Genomic DNA, 21,335 nt, shown 5'->3' on the forward strand with positions numbered 1-21,335 from the left:
AGCGTACGCGCCGGTGCATTAGGGTTGCCTAACTCGTAAGCTGTATGAGCTGCCTGCACGCCTTACCGAGCGTGACCGGGCACCGACGAGCCGCTTTCACCTCTCGCCGCGCGGAGCCGCCACGCGCGCGTGATCGGACCGACCGGAGACACCGTGCCCAGCCCCTACCGCGCCCTGTTCGCCGCTCCCGGCTCCAAGGGCTTCTCCGCCGCGGGGTTCCTCGGCCGGATGCCGCTGTCGATGATGGGCATCGGCGTGGTCACGATGGTCTCCCAGCTCACGGGGCGCTACGGCCTCGCGGGCGCCCTGTCGGCGACCATCGCGCTGGCGGCGGCGCTCGTCGGCCCCCAGATATCGCGCATGGTCGACCAGTACGGTCAGCGCAGGGTGCTGCGGCCCGCGACGCTGTTCGCGCTGGCCGCCGCGGCCGGGCTGCTGCTGGCCGCGCACTTCCGGTGGCCGGACTGGGTGCTGTTCGTGTGCGCCGCGGGCATCGGGTCGGTACCGAGTCTCGGCGCGATGGTCAGGGCCCGCTGGGCGGCCCTGTACCGGGGCACCCCGCAGTTGCACACCGCGTACTCCTTCGAGTCGGTGGTGGACGAGGTGTGCTTCATCTTCGGGCCGATCATCTCCATCGGCCTGTCCACCGCCTGGTTCCCGGAGGCGGGCCCGCTGCTGGCGGCCTGCTTCCTCGCCGTCGGCGTCTTCTGGCTGACGGCGCAGCGGGCCACCGAGCCCGCGCCGCACCCGCGCGAGCAGCAGGGCGGCGGCACGGCGCTGCGCTCGCCCGGTCTGCAGGTCCTGGTGGCCACCTTCGTGGCGACCGGCACGATCTTCGGGGCGGTCGACGTGGTCACCGTGGCCTTCGCCGACGAGCAGGGCCACAAGGGCGCGGCGAGCGTCGTCCTGGCGCTCTACGCGGCCGGTTCCTGTGTCGCGGGGCTCGTCTTCGGCCTGCTGCGGCTCAAGGGGGCGCCGGAGCGCCGCTGGCTGCTGGGCGTGTTCATGATGGCCGTGAGTATGATCCCCCTCCTACTGGTCGGAAACTTGCCGTTTCTGGCCGTGGCGCTGTTCGCTGCGGGACTGGCCATCGCTCCCACGATGATCACCACCATGTCCCTCATCGAAGAGCACGTACCACGCGCACAATTGACCGAGGGCATGACCTGGATCAGCACCGGGCTCGCGGTCGGGGTGGCGCTCGGCTCCTCCATCGCCGGCTGGGTCATCGACGCGGCCGGCGCACAGGCCGGGTACGGGGTCCCGGCGGTGTCCGGGGCCGTCGCGGTCGCGGTCGGTTTCCTGGGGTACCGCCGGCTCAGCAGGCCGGCTCCGGGTCGGGGAGGCACCGTTGAGCAGCACAGCGAGCGGGAAGAACGGCACGTGGCGTAACTGGGGCGGCAATGTGTCGGCCCGTCCCGCGCGGGAGGTCACGCCCGCCTCCGTCGACGAACTGGCGGCGGCCGTGCGCCGGGCCGCCGAGGACGGGCTGAAGGTGAAGGCGGTCGGCACCGGCCATTCCTTCACGGCGATCGCCGCCACCGACGGTGTATTGATCCGCCCTCAACTCTTGACCGGCATACGCAACATCGACCGGGACGACATGACCGTCACGGTCGAGGCCGGCACTCCGCTCAAGAGACTCAACCTGGCTCTCGCGCGCGAGGGCCTCTCGCTCACCAACATGGGCGACATCATGGAGCAGACGGTCTCCGGGGCCACCAGCACCGGCACCCACGGCACGGGCCGCGAGTCCGCCTCGATCGCCGCCCAGATCAAGGGCCTGGAGCTCGTCACCGCCGACGGTTCGGTGCTCAGCTGCTCCGAGAAGGAGAATCCCGAGGTCTTCGCGGCCGCCCGGATCGGCCTCGGCGCCCTCGGCATCGTCACCGCGATCACCTTCGCCGTGGAGCCGGTCTTCCTGCTCACCGCGCGCGAGGAGCCGATGCCGTTCGACAAGGTGCTCGCCGACTTCGACGAGCTCTGGGCCGAGAACGAGCACTTCGAGTTCTACTGGTTCCCGCACACCGGCAACACCAACACCAAGCGCAACAACCGCAGCGCGGGCCCCCGCAAGCCGGTGAGCCAGGTGTCGGGCTGGGTCGAGGACGAGCTCCTCTCCAACGGCGTCTTCCAGGTGGCCCAGTGGGTCGGCCGCGCGGTGCCCGCCACGATCCCGTCGATCGCCCGGATCTCGAGCAAGGCCCTGTCCGCGCGCAGCTACACCGACATTCCCTACAAGGTCTTCACGTCTCCGCGCCGGGTGCGCTTCGTGGAGATGGAGTACGCCGTCCCGCGCGAGGCCGTCACCGAGACCCTGCGCGAGCTGAAGGCGATGGTGGACCGCTCGGGCCTCAGGGTCAGCTTCCCGGTGGAGGTGCGCACGGCGCCGGCCGACGACATCACGCTGTCCACCGCTTCCGGCCGCGACAGCGCGTACATCGCCGTCCACATGGTCAAGGGGACGCCCTACCAGGCGTACTTCACCGCAGCGGAGCGCATCTTCACCGCGCACGAGGGCCGGCCGCACTGGGGCAAGGTGCACACGCGCGACGCGGAGTACTTCGCCGGGGTCTACCCGCGCTTCGGCGAGTTCACCGCGCTGCGCGACCGGCTGGACCCCGAACGCCGGTTCCAGAACGACTACTTGCGGAGGGTTCTCGGCGCGTAGCGGTACCGTGCCGGCGCCGCGGTGTTCCGGCACCGCGGCGGAATCGTACGAACCGATCCCGATGGTTCCGATTCTGGAGATTGCGTGAAGTGCGCCACTTTCAAGATCACAGAAAGTGCGTAACGGACGGCCAAGTCCCACCTCTCGCCAGAAGTTGAGCGGCGCGCCAATCACCGCACGTGGCCCAAATGGAGTACTGTTGCGAGCCCTGGGCCCGGGCTCCCCATGGGGGCGTCCGGGGCCTTGCTGGACCGCCGGGAGGGGACTAGTTGCACAGGGTGACGGTTTTTGTCACTTAGCGTGGCGAATAGGTAACCGTGCCATAACGGCGATCCAGGGCCCGTGCCCGACACGCCGGGCAACTCGGCAAGGTTGTGGCAGGCTGCACCCGGGCAGGCCACACTCGACTAGCGGAAGCAGCGACGCACGTGACGTCGGCAGGCACCACCCGGGAGGTCCCCATGCCCGAACTGCGTGTCGTGGCCGTCTCGAATGACGGCACACGGCTGGTGCTGAAGGCTGCGGACAGCACGGAGTACACGCTTCCGATTGACGAGCGTCTGCGCGCCGCCGTCCGCGGCGACCGTCCCCGCCTCGGCCAGATCGAGATCGAGGTGGAGAGCCATCTCCGCCCCCGAGACATCCAGGCGCGTATACGTGCCGGCGCGACCGCGGAAGAGGTCGCGCAGATGGCAGGCATCCCCGTCGACCGCGTACGCCGGTTCGAGGGCCCCGTGCTGGCCGAGCGTGCCTTCATGGCCGAGCGGGCCCGCAAGACTCCCGTCCGCCGGCCCGGTGAGAACGCCGCCGGGCCCCAGCTCGGCGAGGCGGTCCAGGAGCGGCTGCTGCTGCGCGGCGCCGAGAAGGACACCGTCCAGTGGGACTCCTGGCGCCGCGACGACGGCACCTGGGAGGTCCTGCTGGTCTACCTGGTCGCGGGTGAACCGCACTCGGCGAGCTGGACGTACGACCCGCCCCGGCGGCTCGTCCAGGCCGTCGACGACGAGGCGCGCTCGCTGATCGGCGAGTCCGACGACCTCGCCGCGCCCGAGCCCAGCTTTCCCTTCGTCCCGCGCATCGCGCGGCTCCCACGCGACCGCTCGATGGACCGTGCGCTGGAGCGGCCGAGCCTGCCCGCCCAGGCGTCCGAGCCGGCCGAGGAGAGCACGGGTGAGCGGGAGCGGGACTCGCTGACCAGCCTGCTGGAGGCGGTACCGAGCTTCCGGGGCGACATGGTGGTCCCGGAGCGTCCCACGGAGCCCGAGGAGGAGCCCGAGGAGCAGGAGCCCGCGGCCGAGGAGCCGCCGGCGCCCGCCGCCTCCGCCGGTTCCGCCTACGCGGACGTCCTCATGCCGCGCTCGGTCGGCAGCCACCGCGACCGGCTGATCGGTGCCACCGACCGCCAGGCCGAGGCGGACGGCGTCCGTCCGGGCCGCCGGGCCGCGGTGCCGAGCTGGGACGAGATCGTGTTCGGGACGCGCCGCAAGAAACAGGAATAAGCCGCCGTCCGGCAACGGTGCCGGGGCGCACGCCGGTTCACGGACATCGGTTCGCACGACGGTTCATACGTACGAAGGGGCCGCACCTACTCGGTGCGGCCCCTTCGTACGCCCGGGTGCGAGACAGGTCACTGCGGGTCGGGGCCCACGGCGACCGGCCGGGACGGGTCCGACGACCACTCCGACCAGGAGCCCACGTACAGGGCCGCCGGAATGCCCGCCACCGCCAGCGCCAGCACCTCGTGGGCGCCGGAGACACCCGAACCGCAGTACACGCCCACCTCGGTCCCGTCGGACGCCCCCAGCGCCTTGAAGCGGTCGTGCAGCTCCTCCGCGGGCAGGAAGCGGCCGTCCGGGCCCACGTTGTCGGTGGTGGGCGCGGACACCGCGCCGGGGATGTGCCCGCCGACCCGGTCGATCGGTTCGACCTCGCCCCGGTACCGCTCCCCCGCGCGCGCGTCGAACAGCACTCCGGAGCGGGCCAGTTCGGCGGCGGCGTCCGCGTCGAGGAGACCGGCGGCGCCCGGCACCGGCTCGAAGTCACCCTCCACGCGCGCGGGGACGTCGACGGAGAGCTCCCCGCGCCACTGCGGCAGTCCGCCGTCGAGGACCCGCACGTCCGGGTGCCCGCTCCAGCGCAGCAGCCACCAGGCGCGGGCCGCCGCCCAGCCCTGCCCGCCGTCGTACACGACCACCGGCCGCCCGGCCGACACCCCGGCCCGGCGCATCGCCGCGCCGAACTCCGCGAGGTCGGGCAGCGGATGCCGGCCGGCGGCGCCCGCCGCGCCCGCGAGCTCCCGGTCCAGGTCGACGTAGACCGCGCCGGGCACATGCCCGGCCTCGTAGGCGGCCCGGCCGTCGAAGGGCGGCTCGCCCGCCGCCCTGGCCACGGTGAGCTGCCAGCGGACGTCGAGGACGACCGGCGGGTTCTCCCCCGCCAGGTCGCCGGCGAGGTCGGTTGCGGTGATGATGGCGTTCATGGCCACCATCCTCGCGCACGGGGTGGCCCCCACGCTCAGGTCCGGCTACTCTGCTCGGCCGGACACGGTCGATCACAAGGCGTGCGGGATCGAGCACATGCCGTACAGGTGATCGACATACGTCGACAACCGCGCGTAAACCGACGAGAAACCCCCCATCAGGCATCCTCCGAGGGCGGACGCGACACGGCCACCGCGAGGGGCCGAGGAGAGAGGGACGATGACCGAGGCACGTGGGTCGGCCGGCATGGACGGCACAGCGCACGCCCGGTACGCGCCCGGTACACCCTGCTGGGTGAGTCTGATGGTGCATGGGTTGACGGCCACCCAGGAGTTCTACGGTGAGCTGTTCGGTTGGGAATTCCAACCCGGCCCGCAGCAGCTCGGCCCGTATGTGCGGGCCCTGCTCGACGGCCGTGAGGTGGCCGGGATCGGCCAACTGCCCCCGGACCGCCACCTCCCCGTCGCCTGGACGCCGTACCTCGCCTCCGACGACGTGGACGCGAGTGCCGAAACGGTGCGCCTGTGCGGCGGCACGGTCGGGGTCGGGCCCCTGGACGCCGCCGACGCCGGGCGCCTCGCGATCGGTTCCGATCCCTCCGGCGCCGTCTTCGGCATCTGGCAGGCGGCGGCCCACCGCGGCACGGACATCACCGGGGTGCCCGGCACACCCGCCTGGAACGAACTGCTGACCTTCGAGACCGCGAGCGTCGGCAAGTTCTACGAGACCGTCTTCGGCTACGCGCAGGAGCCGGTGGGGTCCGCCGACTTCGACTACGTGACCCTGCACGTCGGCGGCCGCCCGGTCGCCGGCATCCACGGGGTGGGCACCGGGCTGCCCCGGGACCGCGGGCCGCACTGGGTGACGTACTTCGAGGTGGCCGACGCGGACGCCGCGCTCGCGCTCGTCGCCGACCTCGGCGGACACGTCCTCGGGCCGGCCCGGGACAGCACGCACGGGCGCGTGGCCACCGTGGCCGACCCCGAGGGGGCCCGTTTCGCCCTGATCCAGGGACCCCGCTGATCACGGCCGGGTGCCGAGCACACGGTCCGCGGCGGACTGCTGCCGGAGGAACAGCGCCGTGCGGTCCGCGAGGACGTCGGGGTGCGCGTCCAGCCACCGCTGCTGCAGTGCGGCGAGCCTGGAGTAGGCGGTCGGCAGATAGTCCGTGTCGGCCTTGCATCGCACGTCCGCCCGGACGGCCGGATGCGTGCGGACCTCGGTCCCGGCGGGCAGCGCCTTGAGCAGTCGTACGGGGGACTCGGCCTCGAACCCCGCGTGCGCCATGCAACTGCGCCAGCGCGCGGTGACCGTCCGGAACGCCCGGTCGCGGTCCAGGCCCGACAGCGACTCCTTCTCCCCCTCACCGAGCCGCAGACGCAGCGTCAGCCACCGCAGGCGTCCGTCGCCCAGCAGCCGTTTCTCCGCCTCGGCCTGACAGCCCGTCGAGGGCTGCGACACGTCGACGTACCTGCCCTTCACCGACACCGTGTCGTCCTGGTCCCCGAACAGCGCCCGGGTGAACGCCTCGCTCCGGGGCTGCTCGGGGGGCAGCGACTCGGTCGCCTCGTCCGCCGGGGGCTCCAGGGTCTCCAGGGTCTCGACACCGAAGGGCCTCGGACGCGGGATGTCGGTCTCCCCCGCCGCGGCCACGGGCGCCGCCCGGTAGGTGAACCCCTTGCGCGCCATGCACGTGGTGATGAGCCGCTGCTGGGCGGTGGCGATGCGTTCCTTCTCCGGGCCCCAGCTGTAGACCAGCGCGTAGATCGGCGGCTTCCTGCCGAGTTCGTCCAGTTCCGCCGGCGAAGGGGCCGCGGCGTGCGCGGCTCCCGGCTCGGAGCCCCCGGCCCGGGTGCCGAAGGCCCATGCCGTCGCGCCCACGGCCAGGACGAGCAGGAGCGCGGCGACACGGCGGCCACGGCTGCCTCGAGTGATCAGCAACATGAGTTCCCCGTCGATCCTCGTCGTGGGTGGTCGTCGGTGTGCGCGGGGCCCGGCGGACGGCCGCCGGGACCCGGCGCGTCCGGTGTCAGTAGCAGTCGATCGACGTCGTGCCGCGCAGCCGCAGGGAACTGGCCTTGTCCCGCAGGTAGGTGGGCAGGGGGGCGCCGTTCGCCCTGCTGTCCGTGCCGCCGTCGTCGAAGTGGGAGTTGGCGTAGTGGCCGGGGTTCACGCAGAAGAGGAAGTCGTTCGAGGCCCAGTCACTGCCGGTGTAGTTGTAGTAGTGGCTCTCGTATCCGCTGTTGCTGGAGTTACTGGCGGACCACACGTTGTTGTTCACCGCGGCTCCGCCGCTGAACGTGTCGTCGCCGAAGTTCGTGTCGGTGTCGAAGTACGAGTGCTTGCCCGAGTTGATGTCGGTGATGAAGACGCAGTGGAAGCCCGAGGAGCAGTTGGGGCCCGCCGACGCCGGCGACGCGACGACCGCGCCTCCGGCGGCCAGCATCGCGGCCAGCCCCGTGACCACCGCGAGCCTCCTGCGCATCCCTGACACCGTGGTTCGTACCGTCATGCCTCTCCCTTTCCGTCGTCCGGGTCCCGGCGGGCCCGGTGGGAACGGGGCGGCGCGTCGCGCGCCGCTCCTCGCCGACTCACCGTGAACCCGTGTGGTGCAGCGGTGGCGCAGGACGACCGCCGTTCTGGTGCAGTTCCGGTGCAGCGTGGCCGGTGCACCGCGGTTGGTGGGCCTGGTGGCCCGGCGGGGTCCGGGTGGGCTCGGCGGGACTCTGGCGCCACGCGGGTAGCGCGCGGCATCGTTGGCCGCAGACCGAGACAGCGGCGCGTGCACGCTCCGGCGCGTCGGGGGGATTCGTGGGGGGACGCATGGAATTCCGGGTGCTGGGACCGGTGGAGGTGTGGGGGGCAGGACGGAGACTTCCGTCCTTCGCGCGCAAACCGACCGCGCTGCTGGCCGCGGGCCTGGTCGACGCCGGCCGTGTCGTGCCGGTGGACCGCCTGGTGGACGCGGTGTGGGGGGAGGAGCCGCCGGCCACCGCCGCGAAACTGGTCCAGAGCTATGTGGCGGCCCTGCGCCGGGTGCTGCACCGCCCCGGGCGCGCACCGGTGATCGTGACCCGGCCCAGCGGCTATCTGTTCCAGCCGGAGGCGGAGAAGCTGGACCTGTGGCTCTTCCAGGACCTGGTCGAGCGGAGCCGGATGGAGACGGGGCGCAGCCGGCACGCGGCGGCGGCCGACACCCTGGAGCGGGCACTGGGCCTGTGGCGCGGCCCCGCCCTGGGCGGTCCGAGGACCCCCGCGCTGCGGGTGGAGGCGACCCGGCTGGAGGAGATGCGGACCGCCGCCGCCGAGCAGTTGATGGACGCCAGGCTCCAGGCGGGCGGCGGTGCGGAACTGATCGGTGAGCTGACCCGGCTGGTGTCCGAGCATCCGCTGCGGGAGCGATTACGAGGTCTGCTGATGGTGGCCCTGTACCGGGCCGGGCGCCGGGCGGACGCCCTCGCCGTGTACCGGGACTGCAGCAGGCTGCTGCGGCAGGAACTCGGTGTCGAGCCCGGGCGTGAACTGACCGAGTTGCACGCGCAGTTGCTGGCCGCCGACGTGCTCGGCCCCGGCAACCGCCTCCCCCGGCTCACCCCGGAACCAGCCGCCGCCACCGCCGGGCTCCGGGTGCCCGAGCAGTTGCCCGCCGCGGTGGGCCGTCTGACGGGCCGGCGGGCGGAGACGGAGCGTCTGGTCACGGCGCTCACCCAGGCCGGCGGCTCCGGTGCGGAGGTCCCCGGCCGGGTCTGTGTCGTGCACGGGATGGGCGGTGTCGGCAAGACGGCGCTCGCCCTGCACGTCGCACACCGGGTGGCGACGTCCTTCCCCGACGGGCGGCTGTACGCGGACCTGCGCGGCGCCGATCCCGCCCGTGCCGCGCATCCGGGCGAGGTCGTCGCGGAGTTCCTGCGTGCGCTGGGCGTCCGCGCGGAGCACGTGCCCGGTGCCCTCTCCGAACGCACCGCGCTCTATCGCACGATGCTGGCCCGCCGCCGGGTCCTGGTGGTCCTCGACGACGCCGCCGGAGACCGCCAGGTCCAGCCGCTGCTGCCGGGGGCCGGCGGCAGCGCCGCGCTGGTCACCGGCCGCCGGCACCTGACCGGGCTGGACGCGTCGGCCCGGGTCGGACTGGGAGCCCTCGGCCCGCGGCCCACGACCGAGCTGCTCGGTCATCTGGTGGGCACCGACCGGGTGGCCGCGGAACCGTCGGCCGCGCTCGACATCGCGCGGTTGTGCGGTGGGCTGCCGCTCGCGATCCGCGTCGTGGGTTCCCGGCTCGGCGCCCGCGACCGGTGGCCGCTCGCCGGGCTGGCCTCGCGGCTGCGCGACGAACACCGCCGACTGGACGAGCTGTGCGCCGGCGATCTGGACGTACGCACCGGAATCGCGCGCAGTTACCGGGGGTTGTCCACGCCGGAACGTCTGGCCTTCCGGCGCCTGGGCCTGCTGGGGCCGGTCGACCTCGCGCCCTGGCTGGGCTCGCCCCTGCTCGGGGTCTCCGTCGCCGAGGCCGAACGGCTGGTCGAGGCACTGGTGGAGGCCCACCTGCTGGAGGTCCTGGATCCCGACGACACCGGCCGGATCCGCTACCGCTTCCACGAACTCGTACGGCTGTACGCCGAGGAACGGGCCTACGCCGAGGACTCCGCGGCCGACCGCTGGGCCGCGGTGGAACGTGCCCTGCGCCTGTGGCTCACGCTCGTCCGCCACGCCGCCCACCAGGAGCACCGGCCGGGCCGCGTCCCCCGGACACCGGACGGCGACGTGCCCGAGCGGAGCAGGCCGCCGGATCGGCCCCGCCGCCTCCTCGACCACCACGAGCCGCCGTACCCCCGGCACACGGACGGCTTCCTGCCGAGGGGGGCGGTCCTTCGGTGAAGCGGCGCCGTGGGGCTTCCTTCGGGACGGCCCGCAACTGGGGCTCCCTTGGGGGGACGGCCCGCACCTATGGTGGACGACCATGTGGTTAGGACAGCCGTCCGGCGGGGGCGGCGGGAACCGGGCGAAGGCCGCCGCCGTCGCCGCGGCCACGACCGTGGTCGTCACCGTCGGCCTCACGGGCTCTCTGCTCCTGGGCGGCGAGAAGGCCGGCGTCGCCGGCAGCACCGACGCGAAGGCGTCGGCGAGTGCCTCGCAGAGCGCGACGGCGTCGGCGTCCGGCACCCCGGGCGGCACCGGGACCGCGAAGCCGACCGTCCCGGGCTGGAAGGTGGTCGTCAACCCCGAGTGGGGCACGGCCTTCGACGTACCTCCGGACTGGGACGTCAAGGATCCGGACCTGCTGTTCGCCTTCGGGGACGACAAGCTCGACCACGACGACCCCGAGAACTGGGGCAAGTTCCTCATCGCCGTGGGCGGAACGGCGGTCTTCAAGGAGAACTGGTGCCTGTCCGACGACGACAAGGACGGCCGCGTGGACGGCTTCGTGCGGGCGGTGGCGGGCACCAAGGGTGAAAAGGGCGCCAGGAACACCGCCGACGCCGTCCTGAACGAGGTGGGCCTGTGGATCTACGGCGGTTACACGCAGCCGGACAAGAAGAGCATCACCACCGACAGGACGGCGAAGCCGTACACGACCCGGTCCGGCGTCAAGGGCAGCATCGCCTGGTCCCGGTCCGGGAACACGCCCCGGAAGGGCAGGTGCGCGAGCGACGGCAAGGCCGTCATGTTCGGCTTCAAGAACTCCGCGGGCGAGTTCGTCGCCTGGAGCCTCGTCGCCGACACGGGCGGGCAGGACGAGGTGCCGGACTCGACGATCATGAAGATCCTCAGCACGGTCCGTCTGCACGGGGACCCGGCGAAATCCTGATCGGTACAGAAATCCCGCTCAGTACAGTGGGAAGGGCGACGACGGGGGCGGACGTACATGGCGGGACGGGCGGACTCCGGCGGTGTGCCGCACATCAGCAACACCGCGGTCGACTGCACGGCCGAGTATCTGGTGCAGATCGGGATCCTCGAAGGCGATCTCCATCTGACGCTGCGCGTGGAGTCTCCGCCACCCGATGACGACGCCCCGCTGGCCGCGGCCGAGCGGCGGCTCGCCCGCAGTCTCCTGCTCCGGTGGCGGGCCGAGGCGGACGCCTGGGACATGACCGATCCCGAACCGCTGCCCGTGCGCTGGACGCCCAGCCGGCGCGTGGCGTCCGCCGGGGAGTACGTGCCCGCGGGCTCCGGGACCGACACCATCGCCGGGACCTTCCTCAGGCTCGGGCCCCGGCGGCGGCTGGTCGTGCTGGGTGCCGCCGGGTCCGGCAAGACCGTGCTCTCCGTCCTGCTCACCCTCGAACTCCTCGCCCGCCGGCTCACCCAGGGCGAGACCGACGTGCCGGTGCCGCTCGTGGTGTCGCTGGAGTCCTGGGACACCCGTCGGCAGTCCCTCACCGACTGGCTGGTGGACCGGCTGCGCCAGGACCACCCCGGTCTGCCGCCCGTGGACGGCGTCCACCCGGCCCGTCGGCTCGTCCTCGAGCGGCGGGTGCTGCCCGTCCTCGACGGTCTCGACGAACTTCCCGCACACCGCCGCGCCGAGGTGCTCGACCGGCTCAACGCCGGCCTCGGCGGCACGGGGGACGCGGTGCTGGTGTCCCGCACGGCCGAGTACGAGCGTCTCGACCAGGAGGGCAAGGGGCTGCGGCACGCGACGGTGATCGAGTCGTTGCCGCTGCGCCCCGACGAGGTGGCGGACTACCTCCGCAGGGCCCGGCCCCCGGCTCGCGCGGCGGCCTGGTCACGCCTGCTGGAGACCCTGCGCAGGGAACCCTCCGCGCCGGCCGCCTGGGCCCTGACCAGTCCGCTGATGGTGTGGCTGGTGCGCCGGTCCTACGAGCGGCAGCCGGCGGATCCCGGGGAGTTGGCGGACCGGAGGCGGTTCCCGACCCGCGCCGCCGTCGAGGCGCATCTGCTCGACCGGATCGTGCCCGCCGCGTTTCCGTCCCGCCCCCCTGAGCCCGGTCGGCTGCACCCGCCCCGCGCCTGGGACGCCGAACGGGCCGGCGTCTGGCTCGCGTACCTGGCACGGCTGATGAGCCGTCGCGAGGAGTCGGAGCTGGCCTGGTGGCGGCTGTACAAGGCACCGCTGCCCCGGCTGCTCGCCGTGCCCGCGCTGCTCGCGACGGGCATCCTGCTCTCCTTCGTCATCAAGGCCGTCATGTCCGGCTATGCGGAGGACTCGGTGCTGGGTGACCTCGCCGGAACGTCGCCGGTGTGGGGCGGGGTCCTCTTCGCGGGCATCGCGCGGTCCGTGACGGCCTCCTGGTTCGGGCATCGGATCGGCGAGCCGCGGCGCAGCGCCAACCCCCTGCTGTTCATCCACGCCCTGCGCGCCCTCGACCAGACCTCGCGGGTGGGGCCGCGGGTCCGCCTCGCGGCGCTGGTGGGCGGTCCCGCCCTCGTCGTCCTCATGCTCGCCCTGTACGTCTTCGTGGCACCGGACGCCGTCCTGGTCTGGTTCTCGGTCGGCGGTGTGCTGCCGGTCCTGCTGACCATCGTGTACGCGGCTCCGGCCGACACCGTGGACGCCGCCACTCCCGACGCACTGCTGCGCGGCGAACAGTCCGCGCTCGTCACCACGCTGACGCTGGTGGCGCCGCTGATCGGGATCGGTTCGGGTGCGTTCTTCTGGCTCGGCGGAAGCGACGGGTGGTGGCCGGCGTTCGCGGGCTGGGCGGGGGCCTCGGCGACGTTCGTGCTGCTCAGTCCGTGGAGCCGCTGGATGCTCGCCAAGTGCTCGCTCGCGGCGACGGGCCGGGTGCCCTGGCCGCTGATGACGTTCCTCGGGGACGCGCGCACGGCCGGCCTGCTGCAGTGGTCGGGCGGGACGTACCGCTTCCGCAACCGGCGGCTCCAGGACCACCTGGCGGGACAGCGCGCTCAGGAGCGGGTCGAGGGCGGCGCCTCCCCCCGCGCCGAGGCGGACCGCGTGCCCGCGCTCACGGACTCCGGCCACTTCACGGTGGAACGCACCGCGGACCACTACCACCTGCGCGGTCGGTCCAGGAGGCTGCCGCTGGCCCACTGGGCGGTGCTGGGGCCGCTGATGGGCGTCTTCGCCGTCCGGATGACCGTGTCCGGCCAGTGGCAGCAGGCCCAGGCGTGGGTGGCGCTGCTCCTGTGGCCCTTCCTCGGCGCCGTGATCACCGTGGCCGGGTTGCTCATGCCGCGACGGCGGCTGGAGCTGGAGCTGACCCGGGACGGCGTCACCTCCCTGATCGGACGCAAGCGGCGCTCCTACGCGTGGCGGCACGTCGAGGAGATCACCGTGCGCCGCGCGATCGTCCGGGGCCGGGATGCGCGGTTCTACGCACTCCAGGTCCGGTTGCTCGCCGACGCCCCACGCCCGCCCCGCCGCTCCCGTATGGGCGAGGGGTGGTACTTCGTCCTGCCGCTCGGCTTCTCGCCGCGGGCGGATCCCGACCTCGGCGCGGCCCTGGCCGACTTCGCGGGGCCCCGCTGGACGGGGACGGCGTCGTCCGGGGGCCGTTGAGAGCCTGTGTCATATCCCCGGCCGGATCAGTGCGCGGCGTCTGGTGCTCCCCCAGAGGGGGCACCCCCAGAGGGGGCACCCCCAGATCGCAAGGCGCCGGAGCGCCCTCGATGGGGGTGCCCCCGCTCGAGCGCATTCGAGAGTGGGGGAGGAGCCACGTGGGCGTTTCGGCAACGCGGCTGGGGGTCCCCCCTCTGGGGGAGCGCGTGCCAGACGCCGCGCGCCCGGCCGGGGATATGACACAGGCTCTGAGCCCTCAGCAGAGCGGCTCGGTGTCCAGGGAGTCCGTGAGGAGGGCCAGGCAGCGTGCGGTCACCGTCCGGCCGTCCTCGCTGATGTCGACGGCGTAGGCGATGGGAACGCGGCCCGTGGTCCCGTCGGGGGGCGTGAGCCGCCAGCGCGCCTCGTAGGTGTCGTGTGCTCCGAGGGTCCGGGGCGGCCGTCCGACGAGGGTGGCCCGCCAGCCCGCCGGCAGCAGGGGCGGTCGTACGGTGAGGGCGAGGGCGCGGGCGGTGGCGTTCTCCACGAGGAGCCGGCCGCCGTCCGCCGGGTGCAGACGCAGGGCGTCGGAGCTGGTCCAGCGGATGTTGAACTCGCGCAGGCGGAGCCGCTGTTCTTCGCCGCCCTCCTTGTCGAGCAAAGAGCCCAGGCCGATGCGGACGGAGTCGACGGCTTCCGGGACGGGAATGTCGTAGCCGTACGTCTTGGTGAAGTAGGCACCCAGCTTCTGCTCGCGGGAGTGCCCGGGCGGGAACAGGATGTCGCGGGCACCGACCTGGCCGTCCACGCCGACATCCGGCCCGAGCAACTCGATGCTGTCGGGGTCGAAGTCCACCGACACCTCGCTCAGCGGCAGCGGCATCCCGAAGTCGAGCCTCAGCCAGTTGTTCTTCTTCGGGGCTCCCTTGACCGACCAGTAGCCCGCGTGGCCCGGCAGGGCCGCGGAGGGCGGATGTCCCGGCGCCGAGTAACTGGCGCTGAGCCTGGGCCAGTCCCGGGTGGCTGCCGCGGTGAGATCGACCTCGCGGACCGAAGCGGTCAGCGGATGGCGCCACTTGTCGTATCTCTCGGGCAGGCCGAGGAGAGCGTCCGGCGGCAGCACGCCTGTCTCCAGGAGGACCAGGGCGAGCGGAATGACCAGGTAGCCGGCGAGGTGGGTGAGCAGGAGGCTGTGCCGGGCGGCGCGGTGCCGGGGGAGGCGGACCGCCGTGTCGTCGGGCCGGCGCAGGGGCGGAGGCGTCATGCTCTGCCCGGAGCCCGCCGTACCGGTCGTGCCGGCGAGCCACCCCAGGGTCCCCGTGAGGGCCGAGGCGGGAACGCAGCGCACCGGGATGCCCGTGGCGTCGAGGGCGCGCAGCAGATGGCCGCCGTCGTCCGCCTCCAGCCGGGCGCGCACGGCGGTGTCGTCGCCGTGCGCGGTCCGGGTGTGGAGCAGTGCGCACCGGTGCGGACGGCGCCGCGCGGGCTGGGCGGTGAGGACGTGCAGGACGCGGGTCACGGCGTGCACGGCGTCGCTGTGCGCGGCGGGGTCGTCCACCACCAGCAGCAGTCCACGGGCATGCCGCAGCACGTCCAGCGCGGCCACCGACTCCTGGCTGCCGTACGCGTCACCGGGCGGGTCGCAGCACAGGACGGGCGGGGCGCCGGCCGTGCGTACGAGCGGCGGCTCTGCCGCGGCCGTGGCACCCAGCTCGGCCAGCGCCTGCCGGTGCACCGCGCCGCGGTGCGCGGCCGAGCCCCCGACGAGCACGACGATCCGTGCCCGTTCGTAGCCGGCGGGCAGCGCGTTCCCGCAGTGCGGACAGCACGCGTCGAGCCGGTGCGTGCCGAGGACGGCGGGCAGGCGGGTGCCGCAGCGGCAGCGGTGCCGGAAGGCGCCGTACCGGTTGGGCACCAACTGCCGGTGTCGTGCCCGGCACGTGGGGCACAGCCGGACCGGACGGTGGACGGTGCGGCCGCAGCCCGTGTACGGGCAGGGCGCCGGCCCGCCGCGCAGCGCGCGCCCCGTCCGCGCGACGGCCGCCCACACCGCCCACCACAGGGTCCACAGCGCACAGCACAGCGCCCACACGAGCAGCGCGAACAGCAGCGGGAGGATGCTGAGCGCGGTCGCGGTCAGCACGACGGCGACGGCCGTGAGCAGGAAGGCCGGGCGCAGGAAGAGCATCAGGCAGCCCTGCCCGCCGGTCCCGCTCCGCTGCGACCGGCGGAAGGCGTCGCCCACCCGGTCGACCATGAACCGCTCGGCGTCGCCCATCAGACGTTCGTGCTGTTCGAGCCCGTCCCACCAGGTGGCGCGCAGGTCGCGGGGGGCGGTGACGCGGAGGTAGCCGGGGGTGGCCGGTTCGCCGTGCGGGTCGGGTGGGCTGTGGGGGGCCCGGCCGAAGGTCCGCCAGACGGTGTGCAGTTGGGTCCACACCAGCAGGGGCAGGGTGACGAGGACGCCGTAGCCGACGACCAGGACGACGAGCAGCGCGGTCATCAGGAGCAGGATCACGGGGTTGGCCACGGTTCAGTCCCTCTCCCGGGCCGGCCCGCGTCGCCACAGCGGCCGTGGCGCCCGCTCCGGTTCCTCGGCCCGCACCAGATCGCGCAGCGCCTCGTAGGTCTCCGTCTCCTCCCACAGCCCCTCTCGGAACAGCCGCAGGATCCTCAGCGCGGCCGGGCGGGGCTCGCCGGGTGCGCGGCGCAGTACGTGCAGCGCGGTGGCGGGGGCGGCGGCGAACGCCTCCGGTGCTTCGTCCACGAGGGAGGCGAGGGAGGCGAGGGTCTGCGTGTCCAGGGCGGCTGTCCGTGGTCCGGCGGTGGCTTCGAGGGCGGTCAGCAGCCCGGTGAGGACGGCCGACCGGTACGGGCCGGGCAGGGGAGCGAGCGCGGCCGGTACGTCGCCGAGCGGTGCGGTCCGGTCGGCGAGGTGGCGCGCGACGGCGTCCCGCAGGCGCTCGGGAGCCAGTCCCGCCTCCCGCGGGCGCAGCTCCGCGATGGCACGTACGAGGTCCCCGAGCCGTGCGTCCTTCCTGCCGAGGGCCCCCGTGTCGCCGTCCGGTGCGAGCAGCGCGCACCCGGCCCGCAGCCGCCGTACGCCCGCCTCGACACCGTCGGCCGGGCCCGCGTCCCAGAGTTCCGCGACGGCGTCCAGGACGTCGAGGCGCCCGGTGCCCAGCGCGCCCGCGAGGAACCGTGCCGTGGGGCTCGGCTCCGGACAGCCGTCCCCGGCCGGCCGGTCGAGGTGGAACACCGGACCCGCGGCCCGGTCGGCGGTCTCCGGCCCGGTTCCGGTCAGATGGCGGCGGTCGTCCTCGGGCCGCGCGGTGTACGTCGTGAACGTCAGCCGCGCGGCCAGGCCCGCGGGCAGGGTGTAGGAGACGGCGGCGATCCAGTCGACGACGCGGTCCGCGTCCGCGGAGACCAGGGTCGCACCGGGGCCCTCGCCGGCCATTGCCCGCAGGGCCGCGGTGAGCAGCCGCTCCAGGAGGCGGAGGCCGGGGACGCCGAGGCCGGCCAGCAGACGGCCCACCCGATCGGGTCCGACGGCGCTCCCGGGGAGGAGTTGAGCGAGGTCGGGCAGGTCATGGCCGTCGTCTTGCGCCGGCGCCGGGGCCCAGTGAGGGGTGTCCCACAGCTCGACGGGGCGCAGACCGGCCAGTTCGTCGGGGGTGGCGTACAGGACGTGGCAGAAGTGGTTGCCCCAGCGGCCGGTGTAGTCCTGGCCGGTGCAGCGGGTGCGGGTCAGCACGGCCGCTCCGTCGTCCGGTCGGTCGTAGGCGAAGGCCACGGGGAAGGGGTGGTGCCGGTCCGCGCCCGGCGGTCGCGGGTATCCCGTCAGCGGGCGCAGGGTCTCGAGGGCGGGGCGGGCCGCCGGGGAGACGGCGGTGAAGCGGAAGCCGCCGTGGGGTGCGTCGGCCGAGGGCGGTGCGGACGTGTAGTGCGCCTGTCCTGCCATGCGGATCACCCCCGTCCCCGGTCGAGGGCGCCGAAGCGGTGCAGCAGCCACATCAGGGGGTCCTCCACCCGGTGCGGGCGGACCACGCCGCCGAGTCCGAGGGCGCCGCCCTGCCGGGGGGCGGTGCCGAGCGTGGACAGCGCGAACAGCTGGTAGTCGGCGCAGAACTCGTTCAGCCGCGCGTCGAGTTGGTGTTCCTGCCAGCGCCGCAACAGAGCCTGCAGCTCGGCATGGACGGCGGCGCGGTCGTCGGCGTCGAAGACGGGGCCGGGGCTACGGGTGCGGTGCAGTGGGGAGTTGTCCGGCAGGTGCGGCCACAGGAGGTCGGCCTTGGTGAGGGCGACCGCGACCGGCACGGTCACCTTCCCGCCGCCGCCCAGATGGCCCAGCACCCGGGCGAGCACGTCACCCGACCGTCCCGGCACCCCGTCGCCGTCCTTCACCGGTGCGCCGGGCAGGTCCTGCGGGTCGACGAGGACGACGACGGCGTCGGCCGCGACGAAGTAGCGCAACTGGGTCTCCATACGGTCGCGGGAGGCGAAGTGCTCGCCGGCCGTGTCCAGGAAGACCAGGGTGAGCACCTGTTGGCGCGCGCGTCCGAAGCGGCCTCGCCGGGTGCGGCTGAGGCGGTGCACGAGGGGCCGGCCGGCGTCGTGCTCGGCGGTCTTGGGAACGGTGTGCTGCTCCTCGTACAGGTGCCGTTCGTACCGTTCGTGGTAGTCGGCCATGGTGGCGTCGTCGCAGGGGAGCAGCGCGGCGTCGAGTTCGGCGCCGAGCCGGTGGAGCAGTTCGTGCACCAGGACGCCGATGTAGGTGCTCTTGCCGGAGCTGACCGGTCCGGCGAGCGCCACCAGCTTTCCGGGGGTGCGCAGATAGCCCTCCGGCAGCCGGCCCGCGCAGGCGATGCAGCGCAGCCGGCCGGTGGTGCGGCCGCAGGTGCCGCAGACCGCCGAACCGGCCCGTGGATCGGCGGACGCGAGGCGGCGGTCCTCGGCACAGGCGGGGCTGCCGGGGCAGACGTACTCGATCCGGGCTCGGGTGATGCTCCGGAAGCAGTGCGGGCACACCCACGTGCGGCGCCACGGCCTTCTCACGTCCACTCCCCCTAGGTGACCTCGAGCGTGTGCTGCGGCGGGTCGCGCAGCACGAGTCCCTCGCCGACGGCGAAGCAGCGCAGCCGGCCGCCCGGCCCGCGGGCCAGCCGCGCCGACAGCCTCACGTCCCGTCCCGGACCGAGCGTCACGTCGGCGGCTTCCGCGAGGACGTCACCGTCGGCGGGCTCCAGGGGCGGGACTTGGCCGCGCGTCCGCACCAGCAGCAGCCGCTCGGCCCGTACGGTGGTGCGCGCCGTGAACACGGCGGTGACGGTGCGGCGTCCGGGCAGGCCGTGGCGCTCCAGCCGGTAGTCGACGTCGGCGCGTGCCGGCAGCACGGCCGTGCTCGGCGGGCCGTACGCGGGCAGCCCGGCGAGCACGGCGATCGGCCGCACCTCGACCTCCACCCCGGCGCCGTCCGCGACCGGCAGGTGTACGCCCGCCTCGTGCCGGTAGGCGGCGCGGGTGACGGTGCGCCGCTGCTCGCCCGCCTCCCCGGGGGTACGCCAGGTGACCTCGACCTCGTCGCCGCTGTCCGGCGGCCAGTCGAAGACGAGTGCCACGCCCGTGCCGCCGTGCCGAGTGAGCGTGGGGGTGCCGAGCGCCGGAGCGGCGGCCGGGGCGTGTGCTCCCGTGACGGCGCGTTCCCCGACGACCGTGACCGCGAGCAGCATGGTGGGCCGGCCCGGCGGCGCGAACCGCAGTCCCTCCGGAACGGGGTGCGTCACGATCGGACGGCCGGGGAGTTCCGCCGTGCGCAGCCGGGTGCCGGCCGGCCACGGGGGCACGACGTCGAAGCCGTACAGCCGCACTTCGCCGTGGGGCGGCGGGTCGAGGCGCGCCAGGAGGTGACCGTCCAGGAAGCGGATGTCCAGGCCGGTGACCGGCTCGGGCGGCGCGAGCGGCGTGGCGGTGCGCCGGACACCTTCCGTGCGCACGTCCCGTCCGTCGTCGGCGCGGTAGACGACGCGGATGCGGTAGCCGTACGTCGTGCCGTTGACGAGCGCGCCGTCCGTGAAGCCGTCGCGGCGGGCGGCGACGCGCACCTCGTCGTCCCGCGGCCCGGTCCGGACGACCTCGACGGTCCGGGCGCGGTCGGGGCAGGTCCAGTCGGCGGTGATCCGACGGTCCCCGGGGCGCAGGTGGAGGGCGGTGACCTCGGGCCGGTGCACGACGGGCCCGCCCACGGCGAGCGGGGAGAGGGCGCTGCCGGGTTCGGCGGCCCGGCGCACGGCGACCGCGTAGTACAGGGGGACGCAGGCCGGGGGCGAGCGGTCCACGTAGGAGGTGTCACGCGGCGACGGCGACGGCAGCACCGTGCCGTCGGCCCCGTCGTGGGGCGGGCGCCGCTCGGTGCGCAGCAGGACGTACTCGGGCTCGCCCGCCGTGGACGGAGAGGGCCGCCAGCGGAGGGTGACGCCCGCACCGTCCGGGGTCGCGGTGAGCCCGGACACCGGGCGGACCGCGAGACCGCGGCGCACGGCGTCGATCCCCGGCAGATCACCGACCGCGGCCTCGGCCTGTTCCAGCAGGTCCCAGGCCCGGTCCGCCTCGGCCGAGGGCAGTCGGCGGGCGCGGTCCACCAGGGCGCGCGCTTCGGCGAGTCTCGCGCGCACATGCTCGGCCAGCGCGCGTACGTCCTCGGTGAGCGAGCCGGGCGGCAGCCGGTCCGCCACGGCCGCCGCCTCGGCGAGCCGTCCGTCCGCGGCCAGGCGGCGCAGCCGCTCCGCCACCGGATCGCCGGCCGCCTCGTGCAGCACGGCGAACACCAGTCGCCGCGCGTCGTGCTCGGCGACGGACAGCTCGTCCACCGCGTACGCCAGGAGCGTGGCCGGGGTCGCGCGCGCGGCGTACCGCGTCCGCAGGGGCGTCGCCAGTTCGTGGAGCAGGATCCGGGTGACTCCCTCGGGCCCCTGCTCGGTCAGTACACCGCGGACGGCGGCGATCACGGCCTGGGCCGCCGTGTGCGCGGCGCCGTGCGGCAGCCGGCCCCAGCGGCGCGCCGCCGCCTCGACGGTCGGCGGGTCGGCCGGGAGCGCCTCGAAGACGCGTACGGGCCGCTCGGTCCGCCCGCCGGGTGTGCCCGTCGCGAGGAAGTCGCCGAGATGCCGCAGGCCCAGCGCCTCCAGGTGCCCGGCGCAGCGCACGTACGACGGATGCGGCACCGACGACGGCAGCGGGTCGGGCTCGGTGATGCGCAGCCCCAGTTCGGCCAGCAGGTCCTTCACCCGATCCTCGTGGACGCGGTGGGCGGCGGCGATCTCCGCGACCGTGCGCGCGGCGAGCATGCCGAGCCCGCCCGTGGCCTCCTCCAGGGCCGCGCGCAGCCGGGCCCGCTCGGATTCGGCGCGTCGGCCGTGCGCCGCGAGGGCGGCCCGCAGCGGTCCGGGATCCCCGGCGGCGGCCGCGTCCAGCAGGGGCCGGTGGGTGAGGTACCCGGCCTCCAACTGGTCGATGACCGCACGGTACTTGAGCCGGGCGCGGCTGCGGCGCCAGCAGGCGCGGACCGCGGCGACCGTCTCGGCGACCGCGGGCCCGTCGAGGTGCCGCGGCAGCTGGTAGCGCGTGCGCAGGTCCTCGGTGACGGGCAACCCGGCGTCGAGCACCTCGCGCCGGTAGCGCACCTCGTCGAAGGCCACGGCCCCTGTTCCCCCGTCCTCCC

General features: G+C 74.2%; 14 protein-coding genes. 7 read left to right on the forward strand and 7 right to left on the reverse strand.

Annotation, left to right across the window (positions count from 1 at the left end):
• Positions 1 to 153: 153 nt before the first annotated feature.
• The 3 genes from ACIRF9_RS12460 to sepH all read left to right on the forward strand — a co-directional run bounded on the left by ACIRF9_RS12460 (position 154) and on the right by sepH (position 4,170).
• Complete coding sequence (locus tag ACIRF9_RS12460) at positions 154 to 1,392, forward strand: MFS transporter (RefSeq protein ID WP_403819651.1); 1,239 nt, start codon at positions 154 to 156, stop codon at positions 1,390 to 1,392.
• Positions 1,352 to 2,671, forward strand: coding sequence for a D-arabinono-1,4-lactone oxidase (locus ACIRF9_RS12465; protein WP_403819653.1), 1,320 nt, complete (start codon positions 1,352 to 1,354; stop codon positions 2,669 to 2,671). Before ACIRF9_RS12460 ends, ACIRF9_RS12465 begins: the two co-directional genes overlap by 41 nt.
• A gap of 461 nt (positions 2,672 to 3,132) precedes the next feature.
• Complete coding sequence (gene sepH / locus ACIRF9_RS12470; protein WP_403819655.1) at positions 3,133 to 4,170, forward strand: septation protein SepH; 1,038 nt, start codon at positions 3,133 to 3,135, stop codon at positions 4,168 to 4,170.
• Positions 4,171 to 4,298: 128 nt separating this feature from the next.
• Here sepH and ACIRF9_RS12475 read toward each other — a convergent pair whose 3' ends face one another.
• Positions 4,299 to 5,150, reverse strand: a complete 852-nt coding sequence (locus ACIRF9_RS12475; protein WP_403819657.1) for a sulfurtransferase — start codon at positions 5,148 to 5,150, stop codon at positions 4,299 to 4,301.
• Positions 5,151 to 5,370: 220 nt separating this feature from the next.
• Here ACIRF9_RS12475 and ACIRF9_RS12480 point away from each other — a divergent pair, with 220 nt between their 5' ends.
• Entirely contained in the window at positions 5,371 to 6,174 is an 804-nt protein-coding gene (locus tag ACIRF9_RS12480) for a VOC family protein (protein WP_403819659.1), read from the forward strand.
• Here ACIRF9_RS12480 and ACIRF9_RS12485 read toward each other — a convergent pair whose 3' ends face one another.
• Positions 6,175 to 7,095 carry a hypothetical protein gene (locus ACIRF9_RS12485; RefSeq protein ID WP_403819661.1) on the reverse strand — a complete coding sequence of 307 codons (921 nt, stop codon included), beginning with the start codon at positions 7,093 to 7,095 and terminating at the stop codon, positions 6,175 to 6,177.
• Positions 7,096 to 7,180: 85 nt separating this feature from the next.
• A complete protein-coding gene (locus ACIRF9_RS12490; protein ID WP_403819663.1) occupies positions 7,181 to 7,663 on the reverse strand; it encodes a hypothetical protein in 483 nt (160 codons plus the stop codon).
• 311 nt (positions 7,664 to 7,974) lie between these two features.
• Between ACIRF9_RS12490 and ACIRF9_RS12495 the strand changes: the two genes are divergently transcribed.
• The 3 genes from ACIRF9_RS12495 (at position 7,975) to ACIRF9_RS12505 (ending at position 13,636) form a co-directional block, all read left to right on the forward strand.
• Positions 7,975 to 10,029, forward strand: a complete 2,055-nt coding sequence (locus tag ACIRF9_RS12495; protein WP_403819664.1) for a BTAD domain-containing putative transcriptional regulator — start codon at positions 7,975 to 7,977, stop codon at positions 10,027 to 10,029.
• A gap of 82 nt (positions 10,030 to 10,111) precedes the next feature.
• The gene (locus tag ACIRF9_RS12500) at positions 10,112 to 10,960 is read left to right on the forward strand and encodes a hypothetical protein (protein WP_403819666.1); all 849 of its coding nucleotides are present in this window, start codon (positions 10,112 to 10,114) and stop codon (positions 10,958 to 10,960) included.
• 57 nt (positions 10,961 to 11,017) lie between these two features.
• Positions 11,018 to 13,636 (forward strand): NACHT domain-containing protein, encoded by a 2,619-nt coding sequence (locus tag ACIRF9_RS12505; RefSeq protein WP_403819668.1) that lies wholly within the window; start codon positions 11,018 to 11,020, stop codon positions 13,634 to 13,636.
• 256 nt (positions 13,637 to 13,892) lie between these two features.
• On the opposite strand, the gene ACIRF9_RS12510 is transcribed toward ACIRF9_RS12505, so the two are convergent.
• From ACIRF9_RS12510 to ACIRF9_RS12525, 4 genes are read right to left on the reverse strand one after another with little or no spacing between them, the layout of a single operon-like run.
• Complete coding sequence (locus ACIRF9_RS12510; protein ID WP_403819670.1) at positions 13,893 to 16,145, reverse strand: hypothetical protein; 2,253 nt, start codon at positions 16,143 to 16,145, stop codon at positions 13,893 to 13,895.
• Positions 16,146 to 16,148: 3 nt separating this feature from the next.
• A complete protein-coding gene (locus tag ACIRF9_RS12515) occupies positions 16,149 to 17,579 on the reverse strand; it encodes a hypothetical protein (protein WP_403819672.1) in 1,431 nt (476 codons plus the stop codon).
• A 5-nt stretch (positions 17,580 to 17,584) separates the two neighbouring features.
• Complete coding sequence (locus ACIRF9_RS12520) at positions 17,585 to 18,673, reverse strand: ATP-binding protein (RefSeq protein WP_403819674.1); 1,089 nt, start codon at positions 18,671 to 18,673, stop codon at positions 17,585 to 17,587.
• Positions 18,674 to 18,684: 11 nt separating this feature from the next.
• Positions 18,685 to 21,312, reverse strand: a complete 2,628-nt coding sequence (locus ACIRF9_RS12525) for a hypothetical protein (RefSeq protein WP_403819676.1) — start codon at positions 21,310 to 21,312, stop codon at positions 18,685 to 18,687.
• Positions 21,313 to 21,335 lie beyond the last annotated feature (23 nt).

The sequence above is a fragment of the Streptomyces sp. NPDC096132 genome (assembly GCF_044763345.1).
Taxonomy (GTDB): Bacteria; Actinomycetota; Actinomycetes; order Streptomycetales; family Streptomycetaceae; genus Streptomyces.

Excerpts from the sequence above, each read along its gene's own strand:
- ACIRF9_RS12515 (WP_403819672.1), bottom strand. The coding sequence starts at position 17,579 with ATGGCAGGACAGGCGCACTACACGTCCGCACCGCCCTCGGCCGACGCA.
- ACIRF9_RS12495 (WP_403819664.1), top strand. The coding sequence starts at position 7,975 with ATGGAATTCCGGGTGCTGGGACCGGTGGAGGTGTGGGGGGCAGGACGG.
- ACIRF9_RS12490 (WP_403819663.1), bottom strand. The coding sequence starts at position 7,663 with ATGACGGTACGAACCACGGTGTCAGGGATGCGCAGGAGGCTCGCGGTG.
- ACIRF9_RS12485 (WP_403819661.1), bottom strand. The coding sequence starts at position 7,095 with ATGTTGCTGATCACTCGAGGCAGCCGTGGCCGCCGTGTCGCCGCGCTC.
- ACIRF9_RS12475 (WP_403819657.1), bottom strand. The coding sequence starts at position 5,150 with ATGAACGCCATCATCACCGCAACCGACCTCGCCGGCGACCTGGCGGGG.
- ACIRF9_RS12500 (WP_403819666.1), top strand. The coding sequence starts at position 10,112 with ATGTGGTTAGGACAGCCGTCCGGCGGGGGCGGCGGGAACCGGGCGAAG.
- ACIRF9_RS12480 (WP_403819659.1), top strand. The coding sequence starts at position 5,371 with ATGACCGAGGCACGTGGGTCGGCCGGCATGGACGGCACAGCGCACGCC.
- ACIRF9_RS12505 (WP_403819668.1), top strand. The coding sequence starts at position 11,018 with ATGGCGGGACGGGCGGACTCCGGCGGTGTGCCGCACATCAGCAACACC.
- sepH (WP_403819655.1), top strand. The coding sequence starts at position 3,133 with ATGCCCGAACTGCGTGTCGTGGCCGTCTCGAATGACGGCACACGGCTG.